At 71.1% G+C, this 17,156-nt stretch carries 2 protein-coding genes; both read left to right on the forward strand.

Features of this window, described 5'->3' with window-relative positions:
* Positions 1-4 precede the first annotated feature (4 nt).
* Positions 5-4,573: an amino acid adenylation domain-containing protein gene (locus AC5Y4Z_RS02425; protein ID WP_499960651.1), complete on the forward strand. Its 4,569-nt coding sequence runs from the start codon at positions 5-7 to the stop codon at positions 4,571-4,573.
* A complete protein-coding gene (locus AC5Y4Z_RS02430) occupies positions 4,560-17,156 on the forward strand; it encodes a non-ribosomal peptide synthetase (RefSeq protein ID WP_499960652.1) in 12,597 nt (4,198 codons plus the stop codon). The genes AC5Y4Z_RS02425 and AC5Y4Z_RS02430 overlap by 14 nt, the downstream gene beginning before the upstream one ends.

Below are 17,156 nucleotides of genomic sequence, written 5' to 3' on the forward strand. Positions count from 1 at the left end.
CCGGATGGAACTTGATGACCGGGCTTTCCCGCTGACGCGGGGCCAGCTGGACATTTGGCTCTCACAGGAAGCGGCTCACTCCGGCACGGAGTGGCAGCTTGGCGTGCTGGTGCGATTCGACGGCGCGATAGACCGCGCGTTGCTGCAGCGGGCGATCCGGCACGTGATGGGGGAGGCCGAACCGGCCAGGGCCGCCGTCTTCGAGGTGGACGGCCAGGTCTTCCAGAGGGCGATCGATTACCCGGATTTCGAGCTGGCCTTCCACGACCTGAGCGACACGCGCCATCCGGTGCAGGAAGCCCGCCGGATGGCCCTGGAGATCCAACGCGCGCCATTGCCTTCCGCCGGCCCGCTTTTCAATTTTGCTCTGTTCCAGACATGGTCCGATGAATTCTATTTGTTCGGCTGCTTCCATCACATGGTCATCGACGGCACCGGAATTACGCTGATCGCCAACCGGATTGCCACCGTCTACGCCGCATTTGTTTCCGACGCGCCCATTCCTCCCGCCTTCTTCGGCTCGCTGCAGGATCTGGTTCGCTGCGAGTCCGAGTACGAAGCGTCCGCCGATTATCTGGACGATCAGGCGTACTGGGCCCAGAATCTTCCACCGGAAAGCGGACCACACAATGGGGCTGTCCCGGCGCGGGACGCGGGGGATCGGTCGCAGCCTTCCGCGCCGGTCCGGCTAGACCCCGTCGTGCTGCGGCGAGTTCAAGAGTTGTCCGACGCGTGGAACGTGCCCCGATCGTCGGTGATCACCGCGGCGTGCGCCCTGCTGGTGCGTGGGTGGTGCGCCGAGGGCTCAGAGGTGGTGCTCGAGTTTCCGGTCAGCAGGCGCGTGCGCCCGGAGTCGAAGACGCTTCCGGGCATGATTTCCGGCGTCGTGCCACTGGTGCTGAGCGTGTCGCCGCAATCGACGGTGGCCGGTTTTTGTTCCTACGTCGACGCGCGGATACGAGAAGCGCTGCAGCACCAGCGGTTCCCGGCGCACGCCCTGGAACGCAAGGCCGGCGCGAGCGGCCGCGGGCGGCCGGCCAATCGCGTGAGCGTCAATTTCATGCCGTCGAAAATGACGATGGACTTCGCCGGTGTCGCGGCATCGGCGTCGTTTACCAATCCCGTCCAGGTGGGCGACTTTGCGTTGATCTTCTCCGGCGGAGGCGACCAGGTTTTCCTGAGCACGGCGGGCGCCGAGGGCCCGCTTGCGAATTTCGACGTCGCGGAATTGGCGCGACGGTTGGGCCGGGTGCTGGTGGCGATGACCGCCGATCCGGGGCGGCGGCTCTCGTCGCTGGACCTGCACGACGCCGCCGAGCTCGACGGGCTGGACGCGTGGGGCAACCGTGCGGTGCTGAGCCAACCCGCACCCGCTTCGCAGTCGATTCCGGCGCTGTTCGCCGCGCAGGCTGCCCGCGCCCCGGAGGCGGTGGCGCTCACTTTCGGAGAATCTTCGTGGACCTACCGCGAGGTCGAGGACGCCGCCAACCGGATGGCGCACCTTCTGGCCGGCCACGGGGTGGGCCCGGGGCAGCGGGTGGCGCTGCTGCTGCCGCGTTCGGCCGAGGCGATCGTGTCGATTCTGGCGGTGCTCAAAACCGGGGCGGCCTATGTGCCGATGGACCCGGCGGTGCCGGCGGCCCGTATCGAGTTCATGCTCGACGATGCCGCGCCGATCGCCGCGATCACAGCCACCGGCTTGGCCGACCGGCTGGCCGGACGCGACCTGCTGATCATCGACGTCGCCCAGCTCGCGAACCCCGCCCCCGACGGCGAATCCAGCGCCGCGCTCCCGCCGCCGGAGCCGGACAACACCGCCTACCTCATCTACACCTCCGGCACGACCGGTGTCCCTAAGGGCGTCGCCATCACCCACCACAACGTCACCCGGCTGCTGGAGTCCCTGGACGCCGAGCTGGCCCCGGGGCAGGTGTGGTCGCAGTGGCACTCCCTGGCCTTCGACGTCTCGGTGTGCGAGATCTGGGGCGCGCTGTTGTCCGGCGGACGCCTCGTGGTCGTGCCTGAGTCGGTGGCCCGTTCGCCCGAGGACTTCCATGCGCTGTTGGTCAAAGAACAGGTCGAAGTCCTCAGCCAGACCCCCTCGGCGTTTTACGCGCTGCAGACCGCGGACGCGCTCTCACCCGAGCTCGGACGTCAGCTCCGGCTTCGGGCGGTCATCTTCGCCGGCGAAGCGCTGGAACCGCAGCGGTTGCGGCCATGGCTGGACCACCACCCGGAATCACCGCGGCTGCTCAACTTGTACGGCACCACCGAGACGACGGTGCACGCCTCGTTCCGGGAGATCTTCCCCGACGATGTCGACAGCGCCGTGAGTCCGATCGGCGTGCCGCTGGCCCAGTACGCGTTCTTCGTGCTCGACGGGTGGATGCAGCCGGTGCCGGCGGGGGTGGTGGGGGAGTTGTATGTGGCCGGCGGCGGCGCGGGGTCCGGGTACTGGCGCCGGCCGGGTCTGACGTCGACGCGGTTCGTGGCGTGCCCGTTCGCCGGCGCGCCGGGAACCCGGATGTACCGCACCGGGGACCTGGCCTGGTGGGGCGCCGACGGGCAGTTGCGGTACGTGGGGCGGGCCGACGAGCAGGTGAAGATCCGCGGATACCGCATCGAGCTCGGCGAGGTGCAGGCCGCGTTGGCCGGGCTGGACGGGATCGAGCAGGCGGTGGTGATCGCCCGCGAGGACCGCCCCGGCGACAAGCGCCTGGTGGGGTATGTGACCGGGACCGCCGAGCCGGCCGCCGCACGCGCTGCGCTGGCCGAGCGCCTGCCGGGATATATGGTGCCGGCCGCGGTGGTGGTGGTCGATGCGTTGCCGTTGACGGTCAACGGCAAGCTGGACAAGCGCGCCCTGCCGGCACCCGAATACCAGGATGGCGACCGGTATCGGGCCCCGTCCGATGCGGTGGAGGAGATCCTGGCGAGCATCTACGCGCAGGTCCTCGGTCTCGAGCGGGTGGGCGTCGACGAGTCGTTCTTCGAGCTGGGCGGGGACAGCATCCTGTCCATGCAGGTGGTGGCGCGGGCGCGGGCCGCCGGGGTGGTGTTCCGGCCGCGGGATGTTTTCGTCGAGCAGACCGTGGCCCGGCTGGCTCAGGTCGCCGGTGTGGCCACCGGTGACGCCGATGCGCCCGACGACGGCGTGGGTCCGGTGGTGGCCACCCCGATCATGTGCTGGCTGCACGGCGTCGAGGGCCCCGTCGATCAGTTCAACCAGACGGTGCTGCTGCAGGCGCCGGTGGGGGCGACCGAGGACGACGTGGTGGCCCTGCTGCAGGCCCTGCTGGATCGGCACGCCATGCTGCGCCTGCGCGTCGAGGAGGACGCCGGAGGCTGGTCGTTGACGGTCCCCGAGGCGGGGTCGGTCGACGCCCGCGGCTGCCTGCGCGCGGCGCAGGTGCTGTCCGAGGATGCCGTGGCGGAGGCGCGGTCGCGGTTGGATCCGGCGGCCGGGGTGATGCTGAGCGCACTGTGGGCGGCCCCCACGGCGCAGCTGCTGGTGATCGTTCACCACCTGGCCGTCGACGGGGTGTCGTGGCGGATCCTGGTCGAGGACCTCAACCTCGGTTGGGCCCAGCTTCGCGGCGGGCAGCAAATGGTGTTGCCGGCCGGCGGGACGTCGTTCGCGCGGTGGGCGTCGCTGCTCGCCGAGGATGCGTGCCGCCCGGAGGTCGTGGAGCAGGCGGCGGCCTGGCGACGGGTGGCCGCGGTCCCGGCGGCGCTGCCGGCGGTGCGCCCCGAGGCGGACACGTTCCTCACCGCCGGGAACCTGTCGGTGGATCTGGACGCCGAGACCACCCGCATGCTGCTCGGTGAGGTGCCGGCGGCGTTCCATGCCGGCATCCACGACATCCTGTTGATCGCCTTCGCCGTCGCGGTCGCCGAGTTCGTGGGCACCGACGGGCCGATCGGCATCGACGTCGAAGGCCACGGACGCGACGAGGACCTGGCCACCTCGAAAGAACACGTCGACCTGTCGCGCACGGTCGGCTGGTTCACCGCGAAATTCCCGGTGGCGTTGCACGTGGGAGGCCTGGACTGGGCCCAGGTGGTGGCCGGGGACGCCGCGCTGGGGGCGGTGCTCAAAGACGGCAAGGAACAGCTGCGGACCCTGCCGGACGGCCTGACCTACGGTCTGCTGCGCTACCTGAACCCCGATGTCGATCTGGGCGGGTCCGATCCGCCGATCGGGTTCAACTATCTGGGGCGCCTGGGTGCCGCCTCCGAGGTCTCCGGTGACGTGTGGGAAATCCGCCAGGACGGCTGGTCGGTCACGGGCACCGCCGCGGCCATCAGCATGCCGCTGATGCACACCGTCGAGCTCAACGCCGGCACGGTGGACACCGAGGCCGGCCCGCAGCTGCGCGCCGGCTGGACGTGGGCGCCATCGGCGCTGGACCGCGTGCAGGTCGGCCGGCTGAACCGGTTGTGGTTCGAGGCCCTGGCCGGCATCTGCGCGCACGTGCGCGGCGGCGGGGGCGGGCTGACCCCGTCCGACATCGCTGTGGGTCTCAGCCAGCAACAGATCGACGAGCTTCAGCGGCAATATGCGGATAGCTGACGTCCTGCCGCTGACACCCCTGCAGCGGGGGCTGCTGTTTCACGCCACCGCCCAGGATGGCGACGACGTGTATGCGGTCCAGCTCGACATCACGTTGAGCGGTTGGGTCGACCAGCACCGCCTGCATGAAGCCGTACACAGCGTGGTGGCCCGGCATCCGAACCTGGCGGCCCGCTTCTCCGACAAGTTCGAGCAGCCGGTCCAGATCATCCCCGCCGATCCCGGCGTGCCCTGGCGGTATGTCGACCTCACCGGCGGGGACCCGGATCTCTCGGACGTCGGCGCCCAGGTTGCGCAGGTGTGCGCCGCCGAACGCGCCGCGGTCCGCAACCTCGCCGAACAACCGGCCTTCCGGGCCGCCCTCATTCGCACCGCCGACGACGAGCACCGCTTTGTGCTGACGAATCACCACATCGTGCTCGACGGGTGGTCGCTGCCGATCCTGCTCGGCGAAATCTTCGCCAGCTACTACGGGAAGCGGCTGCCCCTCGCGGGGTCGTATCGCAGGTTCGTCACCTGGCTGGCGGGCCGCGACCTCGATGCCGCCCGCGCGGCCTGGGGTGAGGTGCTGGCCGGTTTCGACACCCCGACATTGATCGGTCCGCCAGGCCGGTTGCGGATGGGACGGCGCGGCGTGGCGTCCTTCCGAGTGTCGGAGCCGACCACCCGGGCGCTCGCCGAGTTGGCGCGCTCCCGCCACACCACCGTCAGCACCGCACTGCAGGCGGCCTGGGCGCAGCTGCTGATGTGGCTGACCGGCCGCCATGACGTTGCCTTCGGCACCACCGTCTCGGGCCGGCCCACCGAGGTGCCCCACGCGGACTCGATGATCGGGCTGTTCATCAACACCGTGCCGGTGCGCGCGCACGTCACCGCGACCACCACCACCGCCGAGCTGCTCGACCAGCTGCAAAGCGCGCGCAACCACACGTATGACCACGAGCACCTCGCGCTCAGCGAGATCCACCGCGTCACCGGCCAGGACGTCCTCTTCGACACCTTCTTCGTGTACGAGAACTACCCGCTGGACACCGCGGCGCTGGCGGGCGAGGACGGGTTGGCCGTCACCGGGTTCGCCCACCGCGAGTACAACCACTACCCGCTCGCGATCCAGGCCGTGCCGGGCGACGAACTGGGCCTGCGCGTCGAATTCGACACCGACGTCTTCGACGACGGCGACATCGAAACGCTGGTCGCGCGGTTCGAGCGGGTGCTGGCGGCGATGACGACGGATCCGGACCGGCGGTTGTCGTCGATGGATGTGCTCGATGCCGCCGAGCACGCCCGGCTGGACGGGTGGGGCAACCGGGCGGCGTTGAGCCACCCGGTGCGGACCGCGTCGATTTCGGCGGTCTTCGCCGCGCAGGCGGCGCGCACGCCCGATGCGGTCGCGGTGACCTGCGACGGCCGGTCCATGACCTACCGCGACCTGGACGAGACGGCGAACCGATGGGCGCACCTGCTGACCGCTCGGGGCGTCGGGCCGGGCCGGCGGGTGGCGCTGCTGTTGCCGCGTTCGGTCGAGGCGGTGGTGGCGATCACGGGCGTGCTGAAGACGGGGGCGGCGTATGTGCCGATCGACCCGTCGGTGCCCGAGGCGCGGATGCAGTTCGTGCTGGGTGACGCCGCGCCGGCCGCCGTGATCACGACTGCCGAATTGCGGCCCCGCCTGGACGGCTGCGACCTGTCCGTCATCGACGTCGAAGATGTGCGGGATCCCGCCGTCAACGCGCAGCCCGGCACCGAATTGCCGGCCCCGAGCCCCGACGAGATCGCCTACCTCATCTACACATCCGGGACCACCGGCACCCCGAAGGGGGTGGCCATACCCCACCGCAATGTCACCCGGCTGCTGGAAACCCTGGACGCCGACCTGGGCTTGGCGGGCCAGGTGTGGTCGCAGTGCCATTCCATGGCGTTCGACTTCTCGGTGTGGGAGATCTTCGGCGCGCTGCTCTACGGCGGGCGGGTGGTGGTGGTGCCCGACGCGGTGGTGCGCTCACCGGAAGACCTGCACGCGCTGCTGGCCGACGAGCGGGTCACGATGCTCAGCCAGACCCCGTCGGCGTTCTATGCCCTGCAGTCCGCCGACGCGGCGCAGGCCGAGCACGATCGGCAGCTGTCCCTGCAGGCGGTGGTGTTCGGTGGCGAAGCCCTTGAGCCCCAGCGTCTTTCGGCGTGGTTCGCCAATCATCCCGGCTCGCCGCGGCTGATCAACATGTATGGCATCACCGAGACGACGGTGCACGCCTCGTTCCGCGAGATCCTGGCCGCCGACGTCGACGGCACGGTCAGCCCCATCGGGGTGCCGCTGGCGCATCTCGGTTTCTTCGTGCTCGACGAGTGGTTACGTCCGGTGCCGACGGGGGTCGTCGGCGAGCTGTATGTGGCCGGCGCCGGAGTGGCCGCCGGCTACGTGGGCCGCGCCGGCCTGTCGGCGACGCGGTTTGTGGCGTGTCCGTTCGGGGTGAGCGGCTCACGCATGTATCGCACCGGGGACCTGGTGTGGTGGGGCGCCGACGGCGAGCTGCGGTATGTGGGGCGCGCCGACGAGCAGGTGAAGATCCGCGGGTACCGCATCGAGCTCGGCGAGGTGCAGGCGGCGCTGGCCGCGATGGACGGCGTCGGCCAGGCGGTGGTGATCGTGCGCGAGGACCGCCCCGGCGACAAGCGCCTGGTGGGGTACGTCACCGGCGACGCGGACCCGGACCAGACGCGCGCCGCCCTGGCCGAGCGGCTGCCCGCCTACATGGTTCCGGCCGCGGTGGTAGTCGTCGCGGCTGTGCCGTTGACGGTCAACGGCAAGCTCGACAAACGCGCGCTTCCCGCACCCGAATACCAGGACGGCGATCACTACCGCGCGCCGGCCACCGCGGTCGAGGAGATCCTGGCCGGCATCTACGCCCAGGTGCTGGGCGTGGAGCCGCCCCGGCTGGTCGGGGTGGACGATTCGTTCTTCGATCTCGGCGGCGACTCGCTGTCGGCGATGCGCCTGATCGCCGCGGTCAACACCGCCCTGGACGCCGGCCTGTCGGTGGGCACGTTGTTCGAGGCGCCCACCATCGCCCAGCTGGCGCCCCGCATCGGCCGCGGCCAGGGCCGGCTCGAGCCGCTCACGGCGATCGAGCGCCCCGCGGTGGTGCCGCTGTCGTTCGCCCAGAGCCGGCTGTGGTTCATCGACCAGTTCCAGGGCCCCTCACCGATCTACAACATGGCGGTCGCGCTGCGGCTGAGCGGGCGCCTGGACGCCGACGCGCTCGGCGCCGCGCTGGCCGACGTGGTGGCCCGCCAGGAGACACTGCGCACGCTGTTCGCCGCCCACGAGGGGGTGCCGCGCCAGCTGGTGGTGCCCGCCGAGGACGCCGACTTCGGTTGGGCCGTCGTGGACGCCGCCGGCTGGCCGGAAAGCCGACTGGCCGAGGCCGTCGACGCCGTGGTGAGTCACCCCTTCGACCTGGCGACCGAAATCCCCATGCGGGCAAGCCTTTTCCGCGTCGCCGATGACGAGCACGTCCTGGTGTCGGTGGTGCACCATATCGCCGCCGACGGCTCGTCGATCACCCCGCTGGTGAACGACCTCGGGGTGGCCTATGCCAGCCGGTGCGCGGGGCAGGCCCCCGCCTGGCAGCCGCTGGCCGTCCAATACGCCGACTACACGCTGTGGCAGCGCGCTCAGCTGGGGGATCTCGGAGACAGCGACAGCCGCATCGCCGCGCAGGTGGCCTACTGGGAGGACGCCCTGGCCGGCATGCCCGAGCACCTGCAGCTGCCCACCGACCGGCCCTACCCGCCGGTCTCCGACCACCGCGGCGCCAGCGTCTTCGTCGACTGGCCCGCCGAACTCCAGCGGCAGGTCGCCCGCGTGGCCCGCGAGCACAACGCGACCAGCTTCATGGTGTTGCAGGCCGCCCTGGCCGTGCTGCTGTCGAAGCTCAGCGCCAGCAGCGAGGTGGCCGTCGGGTTCCCGATCGCCGGGCGCGGCGACCCCGCGTTGGACGATCTCGTCGGCTTTTTCGTCAACACCCTGGTGCTGCGGGTCGACCTGGCCGGCGACCCCACCGTCGCGGAGCTGCTGGGCCAGGTGCGAGGGCGCAGCCTGGCCGCCTACGAGCATCAGGACGTGCCCTTCGAGGTGCTGGTCGAGCGGCTCAACCCGACCCGCAGCCTGACTCGACACCCGCTGGTCCAGGTGATGCTGGGCTGGCAGAACTGGCAGGCCAACGGTCCCGACGAGCCCGCCGTCGGGGCGGCCCTGGGCGATCTGCAGGTCGCTCCGCTGCCGGTGGAGACCCGCACCTCCCGCATGGACCTGTCCTTCTCCCTGGCCGAACGCTGGAGCGACGCCGGCGAGCCCGCCGGCATCTGGGGTGGAGTCGAGTTCCGCACCGACGTGTTCGACGCGGCCAGCATCGAGACGCTGCTCGAGCGGTTCAGGCGGGTGCTGGTTGGCATGACCACCGACCCGCGGCGCCGGCTGTCGTCGATCGATGTGCTCGATGAGGCCGAGCGCGCCCGGCTCGACCAGCTGGGCAACCGCGCGCTGCTGAGCCGGCCCGCGCCGGTCGCGGCGTCGGTTCCGGCGTTGTTCGCCGCGCAGGTGGCGCGCGCCCCGGAAGCGGTGGCGGTCACCTCCGCGGACCGGTCGCTGACCTACCGGGAACTCGACGAGGCGGCAAACCGGCTGGCGCACTTGCTGTCTGGCTACGGTGTCGGCCCGGGCGCGCGGGTGGCGTTGCTGTTGGAGCGCTCGGCCGACGCCGTCGTGGCCATGCTGGCCGTGCTGAAGACCGGGGCGGCGTACCTGGCGATCGACCCGGCGCTGCCCGACGCGCGGATCGAGTTCCTGCTCGCCGATGCCGCACCGACGGCCGCCGTCACCGCCACCGCTCTGGCCGATCGGCTGGACGGGTACGACCTGGCGGTCATCGACGTCGCGGATCCCGCCGTCGGGCGCCACCCCTGCACGCCGCTGCCGCCACCGCACCCCGACGACATCGCCTACCTCATCTACACCTCGGGGACCACCGGCACCCCCAAGGGCGTGGCCATCGCCAACCACAACCTGGCCCACCTCGCGGAGTCGACGCCCGCCAGTCTTCCGGCGGCGCAGGTGTGGACGCAGTGCCACTCGTATGCCTTCGACTTCTCGGTGTGGGAGATCTGGGCCGCCCTGCTGGGCGGAGGGCGGCTGGTGGTGGTGCCCGACTGCGTCGTCGGCTCACCGGACGACTTCCACGACCTGCTGGTCCGCGAACACGTCAACGTGCTCACCCAAACGCCGTCGGCGGTGACCGCGCTCGACCCGGACGGGCTGGAATCGGTGGCGCTGTTGCTCGGCGGTGAGGCCTGCTCGGCCGACGTGGTGGATCGGTGGGCGCCCGGGCGAGTGGTGCTCAACGCCTACGGCCCCACCGAGGCCACGGTGTACGCGTCGATGAGCGCGCCTCTGCAGACACAGGCACACGCCGACACCGTCGAGGCCGGCGCGGCGCCGATCGGCGCGCCGGTGCCGACCAGCGCGCTGTTCGTCCTCGACGAGTCGTTGCGGCCGGTGCCGGCGGGGGTCATCGGCGAGCTGTACGTGGCCGGCCGCGGCGTGGGCGTCGGGTACGTCGGCCGGGCCGGCTTGACCGCGTCGCGGTTTGTCGCCTCGCCGTTCGGCGGGCCCGGGACGCGCATGTACCGCACCGGGGACTTGGTGCGCTGGCGCCCCGACGGGCAGCTGCAGTACCTGGGGCGCGCCGACGAGCAGGTCAAGATCCGCGGCTACCGCATCGAGCCCGGCGAAGTCCAGGCCGCGCTGGCCGCGCTGGACGGGGTCCAGCAGGCGGCCGTCATCGCCCGCGAGGACCGCCCCGGCGACAAGCGCCTGGTGGGGTACGTCACCGGGGCCGTCGATCCGGGCAAATTGCGCGCCGCCCTGGCCGAACGGCTGCCCCCCTATATGGTCCCGGCCGCCATCGTGGCGCTGGACGCGCTGCCGTTGACGGTCGGCGGCAAGCTCGACCGGCGGGCGCTGCCGGTGCCGGAGTACCAGGACATCGCAACCTACCGCGCCCCGGCCACCCTCACCGAGGAGATCCTGGCCGGCGTCTTCGCCGAGGTGCTGGGTGTGGCGCGCGTCGGGGTGGACGACTCGTTCTTCGACCTGGGCGGGGATTCGCTGTCGGCGATGCGCCTGATCGCCGCGGTCAACACCGCCCTGGACGCCGGGCTTTCGGTGCGTGCCGTGTTCGAGGCGCCCACCGTCGCCCAGTTGGCGCCCCGCGTCGGCGGGGACGAGGATCGCCTGCAGCCGCTGGCGGCGATCGAGCGCCCCGCGGTGGTGCCGTTGTCGTTCGCCCAGAGCCGGTTGTGGTTCATCGACCAGTTCCAGGGCCCCTCACCGATCTACCACCTCCCGGTGGCGTTGCGGTTGCGCGGGCGCCTGGACGCCGACGCGCTTGGTGCCGCGCTGGCCGACGTGGTGGCCCGCCAGGAGAGCCTGCGCACCCTGTTCCCGGCGATCGAGGGCATACCGCGCCAGCAGGTGGTGCCCGCCGGGGACGCCGACTTCGGTTGGGCGGTCGTGGATGCCGCCGGATGGTCGGAGGCCCAGCTGGGCCAGGCCATCGACGCGGTGGTGGGTCACCCGTTCGACCTTGCGACCGAGATCCCCATGCGCGCAAGGCTTTTCCGCGTCGCCGAGGACGACTACGTGTACGTGTCCGTGGTGCACCATATCGCCGCCGACGGTTGGTCGATCACCCCGCTGGTGAACGACCTCGGGGTGGCCTACGTCAGCCGGTGCGGGGGGCAGGCCCCCGGCTGGGCCGATCTGGCCGTGCAGTACGTCGACTACACGCTGTGGCAGCGCGCGCAGCTGGGGGATCTCGACGACAGCGACAGCCGCATCGCCGCGCAGGTGGCCTACTGGGAGGACGCCCTGGCCGGCATGCCGGAGCACCTGCAGCTGCCCACCGATCGGCCCTACCCACCGGTTGCCGACTATCGCGGTGCCACCGTGGAGGTGGAGTGGCCGGCCGAGCTGCAGCGGCGGGCCGCCCACGTGGCGCGAGAGCACAACGCGACCAGCTTCATGGTGTTGCAGGCCGCCCTGGCGGTGCTGCTGTCGAAGCTCAGCGCCAGCAGCGAGGTGGCCGTCGGGTTCCCGATCGCCGGCCGGCGCGACCCCGCGCTGGACGAGCTGGTGGGCTTTTTCGTCAACACCCTGGTGTTGCGGGTCGACCTGGCCGGCGATCCCACGGTCGCCGACCTGCTGGCCCAGGTGCGCCGGCGCAGCCTGGCCGCCTACGAGCACCAGGACGTGCCGTTCGAGGTGCTGGTGGAGCGGCTCAACCCGACCCGCAGCCTGACCCATCACCCGCTGGTGCAGGTGATGTTGGCGTGGCAGAACTTCGCGTGGCAGGACACCGACGCCGCCGGGTTGGCCCTCGGCGATCTGCAGGTCACGCCCCTGCCGGTCGACACCCACACCGCCCGCATGGACCTGACCATCAACCTGGCCGAACGCTGGAGCGAATCCGGTGAGCCGGCGGGGATCGGCGGGCTGGTGGAATTCCGCACCGACGTGTTCGACGAGGCGAGCATCCACACCTTGATCGCGCGGTTCGAGCGCGTGTTGGCGGCGATGACGGCGGATCCGGGGCGGCGGTTGTCGTCGATGGACGTGCTGGATGAGGCCGAAAGTGCCCGGTTGGACGGGTGGGGCAACCGGGCGGTGCTGAGCGAGCCGGCACCGGCCGCGCAGTCGATCCCGGCGGTGTTCGTCGGACAGGCGGCGCGCACGCCCGATGCCGTGGCGGTCACCTGCGGCGACCGGTCCATGACGTATCGAGACCTGGACGAGGCGGCCAACCGGTGGGCGCGGTCGCTGGCCGCCCGGGGCGTGGGGCCCGGGCAGCGGGTGGCGCTGCTGTTGCCGCGTTCGGTGCAGGCGATCGTGGCGATGCTCGCCGTGGCCAAGACCGGGGCGGCGTATGTGCCGATCGACTCGGCGGTGCCGGAGGCGCGGATGCAGTTCGTGCTGGGTGACGCCGCGCCGAGCGCGGTGATCACCACGGCCGAGTTGCGTCCGCGGTTGGACGGGCGTGACGCGCTGGTCCTCGACATCGATGACTGCGACGTTGCCGCGCAACCCGGTGCGGCGCCGGCGGGTCCGGCTCCGGATGACACCGCGTATCTCATTTACACCTCGGGTACCACGGGCACCCCGAAGGGGGTGGCGATCCCGCATCGCAACGTGATCCGGCTGCTGCGGACCCTGGACGGCGACCTCGGGCTGGCGGGGCAGGTGTGGTCGCAGTGCCATTCGCTGGCGTTCGACTTCTCGGTGTGGGAGATCTGGGGCGCGCTGCTCTACGGCGGGCGGGTGGTGGTGGTGCCCGACGCGGTGGTGCGCTCGCCGGAAGACCTGCACGCGTTGCTGGCCGGCGAGCGGGTCACGATGCTCAGCCAGACCCCGTCGGCGTTCTATGCGCTGCAGTCCGCCGACGCGGCGCAGGCCGAGCACGATCGGCAGCTGTCCCTGCAGGCGGTGGTGTTCGGTGGCGAAGCCCTTGAGCCCCAGCGTCTTTCGGCGTGGCTGCGCAACCACCCGGAGCTACCGCGGCTGATCAACATGTATGGCATCACCGAGACGACGGTGCACGCCTCGTTCCGGGAGATCCTGGCCGCCGACGTCGACGGCACGGTCAGCCCCATCGGGGTGCCGCTGGCGCATCTCGGTTTCTTCGTGCTCGATCAGTGGTTGCGGCCGGTGCCGATGGGTGTGGTCGGGGAGTTGTATGTGGCCGGCGCCGGGGTGGCCGACGGGTATGTGGGCCGGGCGGGGCTGTCGGCGACGCGGTTTGTGGCGTGTCCGTTCGGCACGAGCGGCTCGCGCATGTATCGCACCGGTGACCTGGTGTGGTGGGGCGCCGACGGGCAGTTGCGCTACGTGGGGCGCGCCGACGAGCAGGTGAAGATCCGCGGATACCGCATCGAGCTCGGCGAGGTGCAGGCGGCGCTGGCCGGGCTGGACGGGGTGGGCCAGGCGGTGGTGATCGCCCGCGAGGACCGCCCCGGCGACAAGCGCCTGGTCGGGTACGTGACCGGGGCCGCGGACCCCGCCGAGCTGCGGGCGACGCTGGCCGAGCGGCTGCCGTCGTACATGGTGCCGGCCGCGGTGGTGGTCGTCGACGCGCTGCCGCTGACGGTCAACGGCAAGCTCGACACCCGCGCCCTGCCGGCACCCGAATACCAGGACATCGATCACTACCGCGCCCCCACCGACGCCGTCGAGGAGATCCTGGCGAGCATTTACGCGCAGGTGCTGGGTCTCGAGCGGGTCGGGGTCGACGAGTCGTTCTTCGAGCTGGGCGGGGACAGCATCTTGTCCATGCAGGTGGTGGCGCGGGCGCGCGCCGCCGGCGTGGTGTGCAGGCCGCGCGACATCTTCGTCGAGCAGACCGTGGCCCGGCTGGCCCGGGTGGCCGGCGTCGCCGACGACGACGCCCACGTGATCGACGAGGGCGTGGGTCCGGTGGTGGCCACCCCGATCATGTGCTGGCTGTACAGCGTCGAGGGCCCGGTCGACCAGTTCAACCAGACGGTGTCGCTGCAGGCGCCCGCCGGGGCCGGCGAGGACGACGTGGTGGCCCTGCTGCAGGCCCTGCTGGATCGGCACGCGATGCTGCGCCTGCGCGTCGACGAGGACGCCGGAGGCTGGTCGTTGACCGTGCCCGAGGTGGGGGCGGTCGACGCCCGCAGCTGCCTGCGCGCGGTGGAGGTGTTGTCCGACGCGGCGGTGGTCGAGGCGCGGTCGCGGCTGAACCCGGCGGCCGGGGTGATGCTGAGCGCGCTGTGGGTGTCCTCCACGAGCCGGTTGGTGCTGATCGTTCACCACCTGGCCGTCGACGGGGTCTCGTGGCGGATCCTGCTGGAGGACCTCAACCTGGCCTGGGCCCAGCGCTGCGCCGGCCAACAGGTGGTGCTGCCGGCGCCGCGGACGTCGTTCGCGCGGTGGGCGTCGCTGCTGGCCGAGCACGCGGGCCGCCCGGAGGTGGTGGAGCAGGCGCGGGCGTGGCGGCAGATCGCCGCGACCCCCCCGGCGCTGCCGGCGGTGCGCCCCGAGGTGGACACGTTCCTCACCGCCGGGAACCTGTCGGTGGAGCTGGACGCCGAGACCACCCGCATGCTGCTCGGCGAGGTGCCGGCGGCGTTTCACACCGGGATACAGGACATCTTGCTGATCGCGTTCGCCCTGGCGGCCGCGGAGTTCGTGGGCGGCGGCGGCCCGATCGGCATCGACGTGGAGGGCCACGGGCGCCAGGAGGAATTGGTCGCCTCGAAGGAACAGCTGGACCTGTCCCGGACCGTGGGGTGGTTCACCACGAAATACCCGGTGGCGCTGGCCGTCGGCGGGCTGGACTGGGCGCAGGTCACCGCGGGTGAGGCGGCCCTGGGGGTGGTGATCAAGGATGCCAAGGAGCAGCTGCGGGCACTGCCGGACGGCCTGACCTACGGCGTGTTGCGCTATCTGAACTCCGACGTCGACGTGGCCGATGTGGCCGGGTCCGATCCGCCGTTCGGATTCAACTATCTGGGACGCCTCGGGGCGGGGACCGACGCCTCCGGCGAGGTGTGGCGGATCTGCTCGGACGGCGGGTCGGTCGCCCGGGTTGCCGCGACCACCCCGATGCCGCTCATGCACACCGTGGAGCTCAACGCCGGCACCGTGGACGCCGACAGCGGCCCGCAGCTGCGTGCCGGCTGGACGTGGGCGCCGTCTGCCGTCGACCACGAACAGGTCAGCCGGCTGAGCCGGTTGTGGTTCGAGGCGTTGACCGGCATCTGTGCGCATGTGCGCAGCGGGGGAGGCGGGCTGACGCCGTCCGACATCTGGCCCGCCCGCCTGAGTCAGCAGCAGATCGACGAACTCGGCCGGCACCACCAGCGCATCGCCGACGTGCTGCCGTTGACCCCGCTGCAGCAGGGTCTGGCGTTCCACGCCAACGCCACGCGGGGTTGCGATGACGTGTATGCGGTGCAGCTGGATATCGCGTTGAGCGGCCGGCTCGATCAGCACCGCCTGCGCGAAGCGGTGCACATGGTGGTCAACCGCCACCCCAACCTGGCTGCTCGATTCTGCTCACAGTTCGACGAGGCCGTGCAGGTCATCCCGGCCGATCCCGTGGTGCCGTGGCACTACGTCGTCGCCGACGGGGCCGACGTCGACGTCGAAGCGCAGATCCGGGAGGTATGCGCTGCCGAACGCGCCGCGGTCTACGACATCGCCAACCAGCCGGCCCTCCGGGTGGCCCTGATCCGCACGGCGGCGGATCGGCACCGATTCGTGCTGACGAACCACCACATCGTGCTCGACGGCTGGTCGCTGCCGATCCTCTTGGGGGAGGTCTTCGCCAGCTACTACGGACACTGGCTGCCCACGGCGGTGCCGTATCGCAGGTTCGTGACCTGGCTGCACGGCCGGGATCGGATCGCCGCACGCGCGGTCTGGCGGGAGATGTTCGCGGGATTCGACACCCCCACACTCGTCGGCCCGGCCGATCGGTTCGGGCTGGGGCGGCGCGGCGTCGCGACGTTCCGGGTGTCCGAGCCGACCACGCAGGCCGTCACCGAACTCGCACGTTCGGGTCACACCACGGTCAGCACCGTGCTGCAGGCCGCGTGGGCGCAGGTGCTGACGTGGCTGACCGGTCAGCACGACGTCGCCTTCGGCGCTGTCGTCTCGGGGCGGCCGGCCGAGGTGGACGGGGCGGACTCGATGGTGGGCCTGTTGATCAACACCGTGCCGGCGCGGGCGACGATCACCCCGGCCACCACCACCGCCGAGCTGCTCGACCAACTGCAAAGCGCCCACAACTACACGCTCGACCATCAGCACCTGGGACTCAACGAGATTCATCGCGCCACCGGTCACGAACGGCTCTTCGACACCGTCTTCGTCTACGAGAATTACCCGACCGACGCCGCCGAATTGTCGGGCGAGGATGGGTTGGCCATCACCGCGATCACCAACCGCGACCACTACCACTACCCGCTCACGGTCCAGGCCCTGCCGGGCAGCGAACTGGAACTTCACCTCCAATATCGCGCGGACCTGTTCGACGCCGCCGACATCGAAGCCGTGCTCGAGCGATTCAACCAGGCGCTGGTGGCCATGACCGACGACCCGGCGCGCCCGTTGCCGTCGGCGGACGCGCGCGACGTGGGCAAGCACGCCCGGACGAACGGGAACGGGGCGGCGCCGAGCCAACCGGCGCTGTCAGATCTCGAATATCACCGCAACGGCAACGGTGATGGCGCCCCGGCCAATCTGGTCGAACAGATCCTGGCCGGCATTTACGCCCAAGCGCTCGGGACGGACGGCGTCCCGGTGGACGAGTCGTTCTTCGACCTGGGCGGGGATTCCATTTCCGCGATGCGCGCGATCGCCGCGATCAACACGGCCCTGGACACCCACCTCCCGGTGCGGACGCTCTTCGACGCGCCCTCGGTGCGAAGCTTCGCTCGGAGGTTGAGCGGGCCCGCCTCATCGGAGGAAGAGGTTCCCGCGGTGAGCCCGGCCAGCGATCTGTAG

It is taken from the genome of Mycobacterium sp. NGS63, assembly GCF_059812295.1.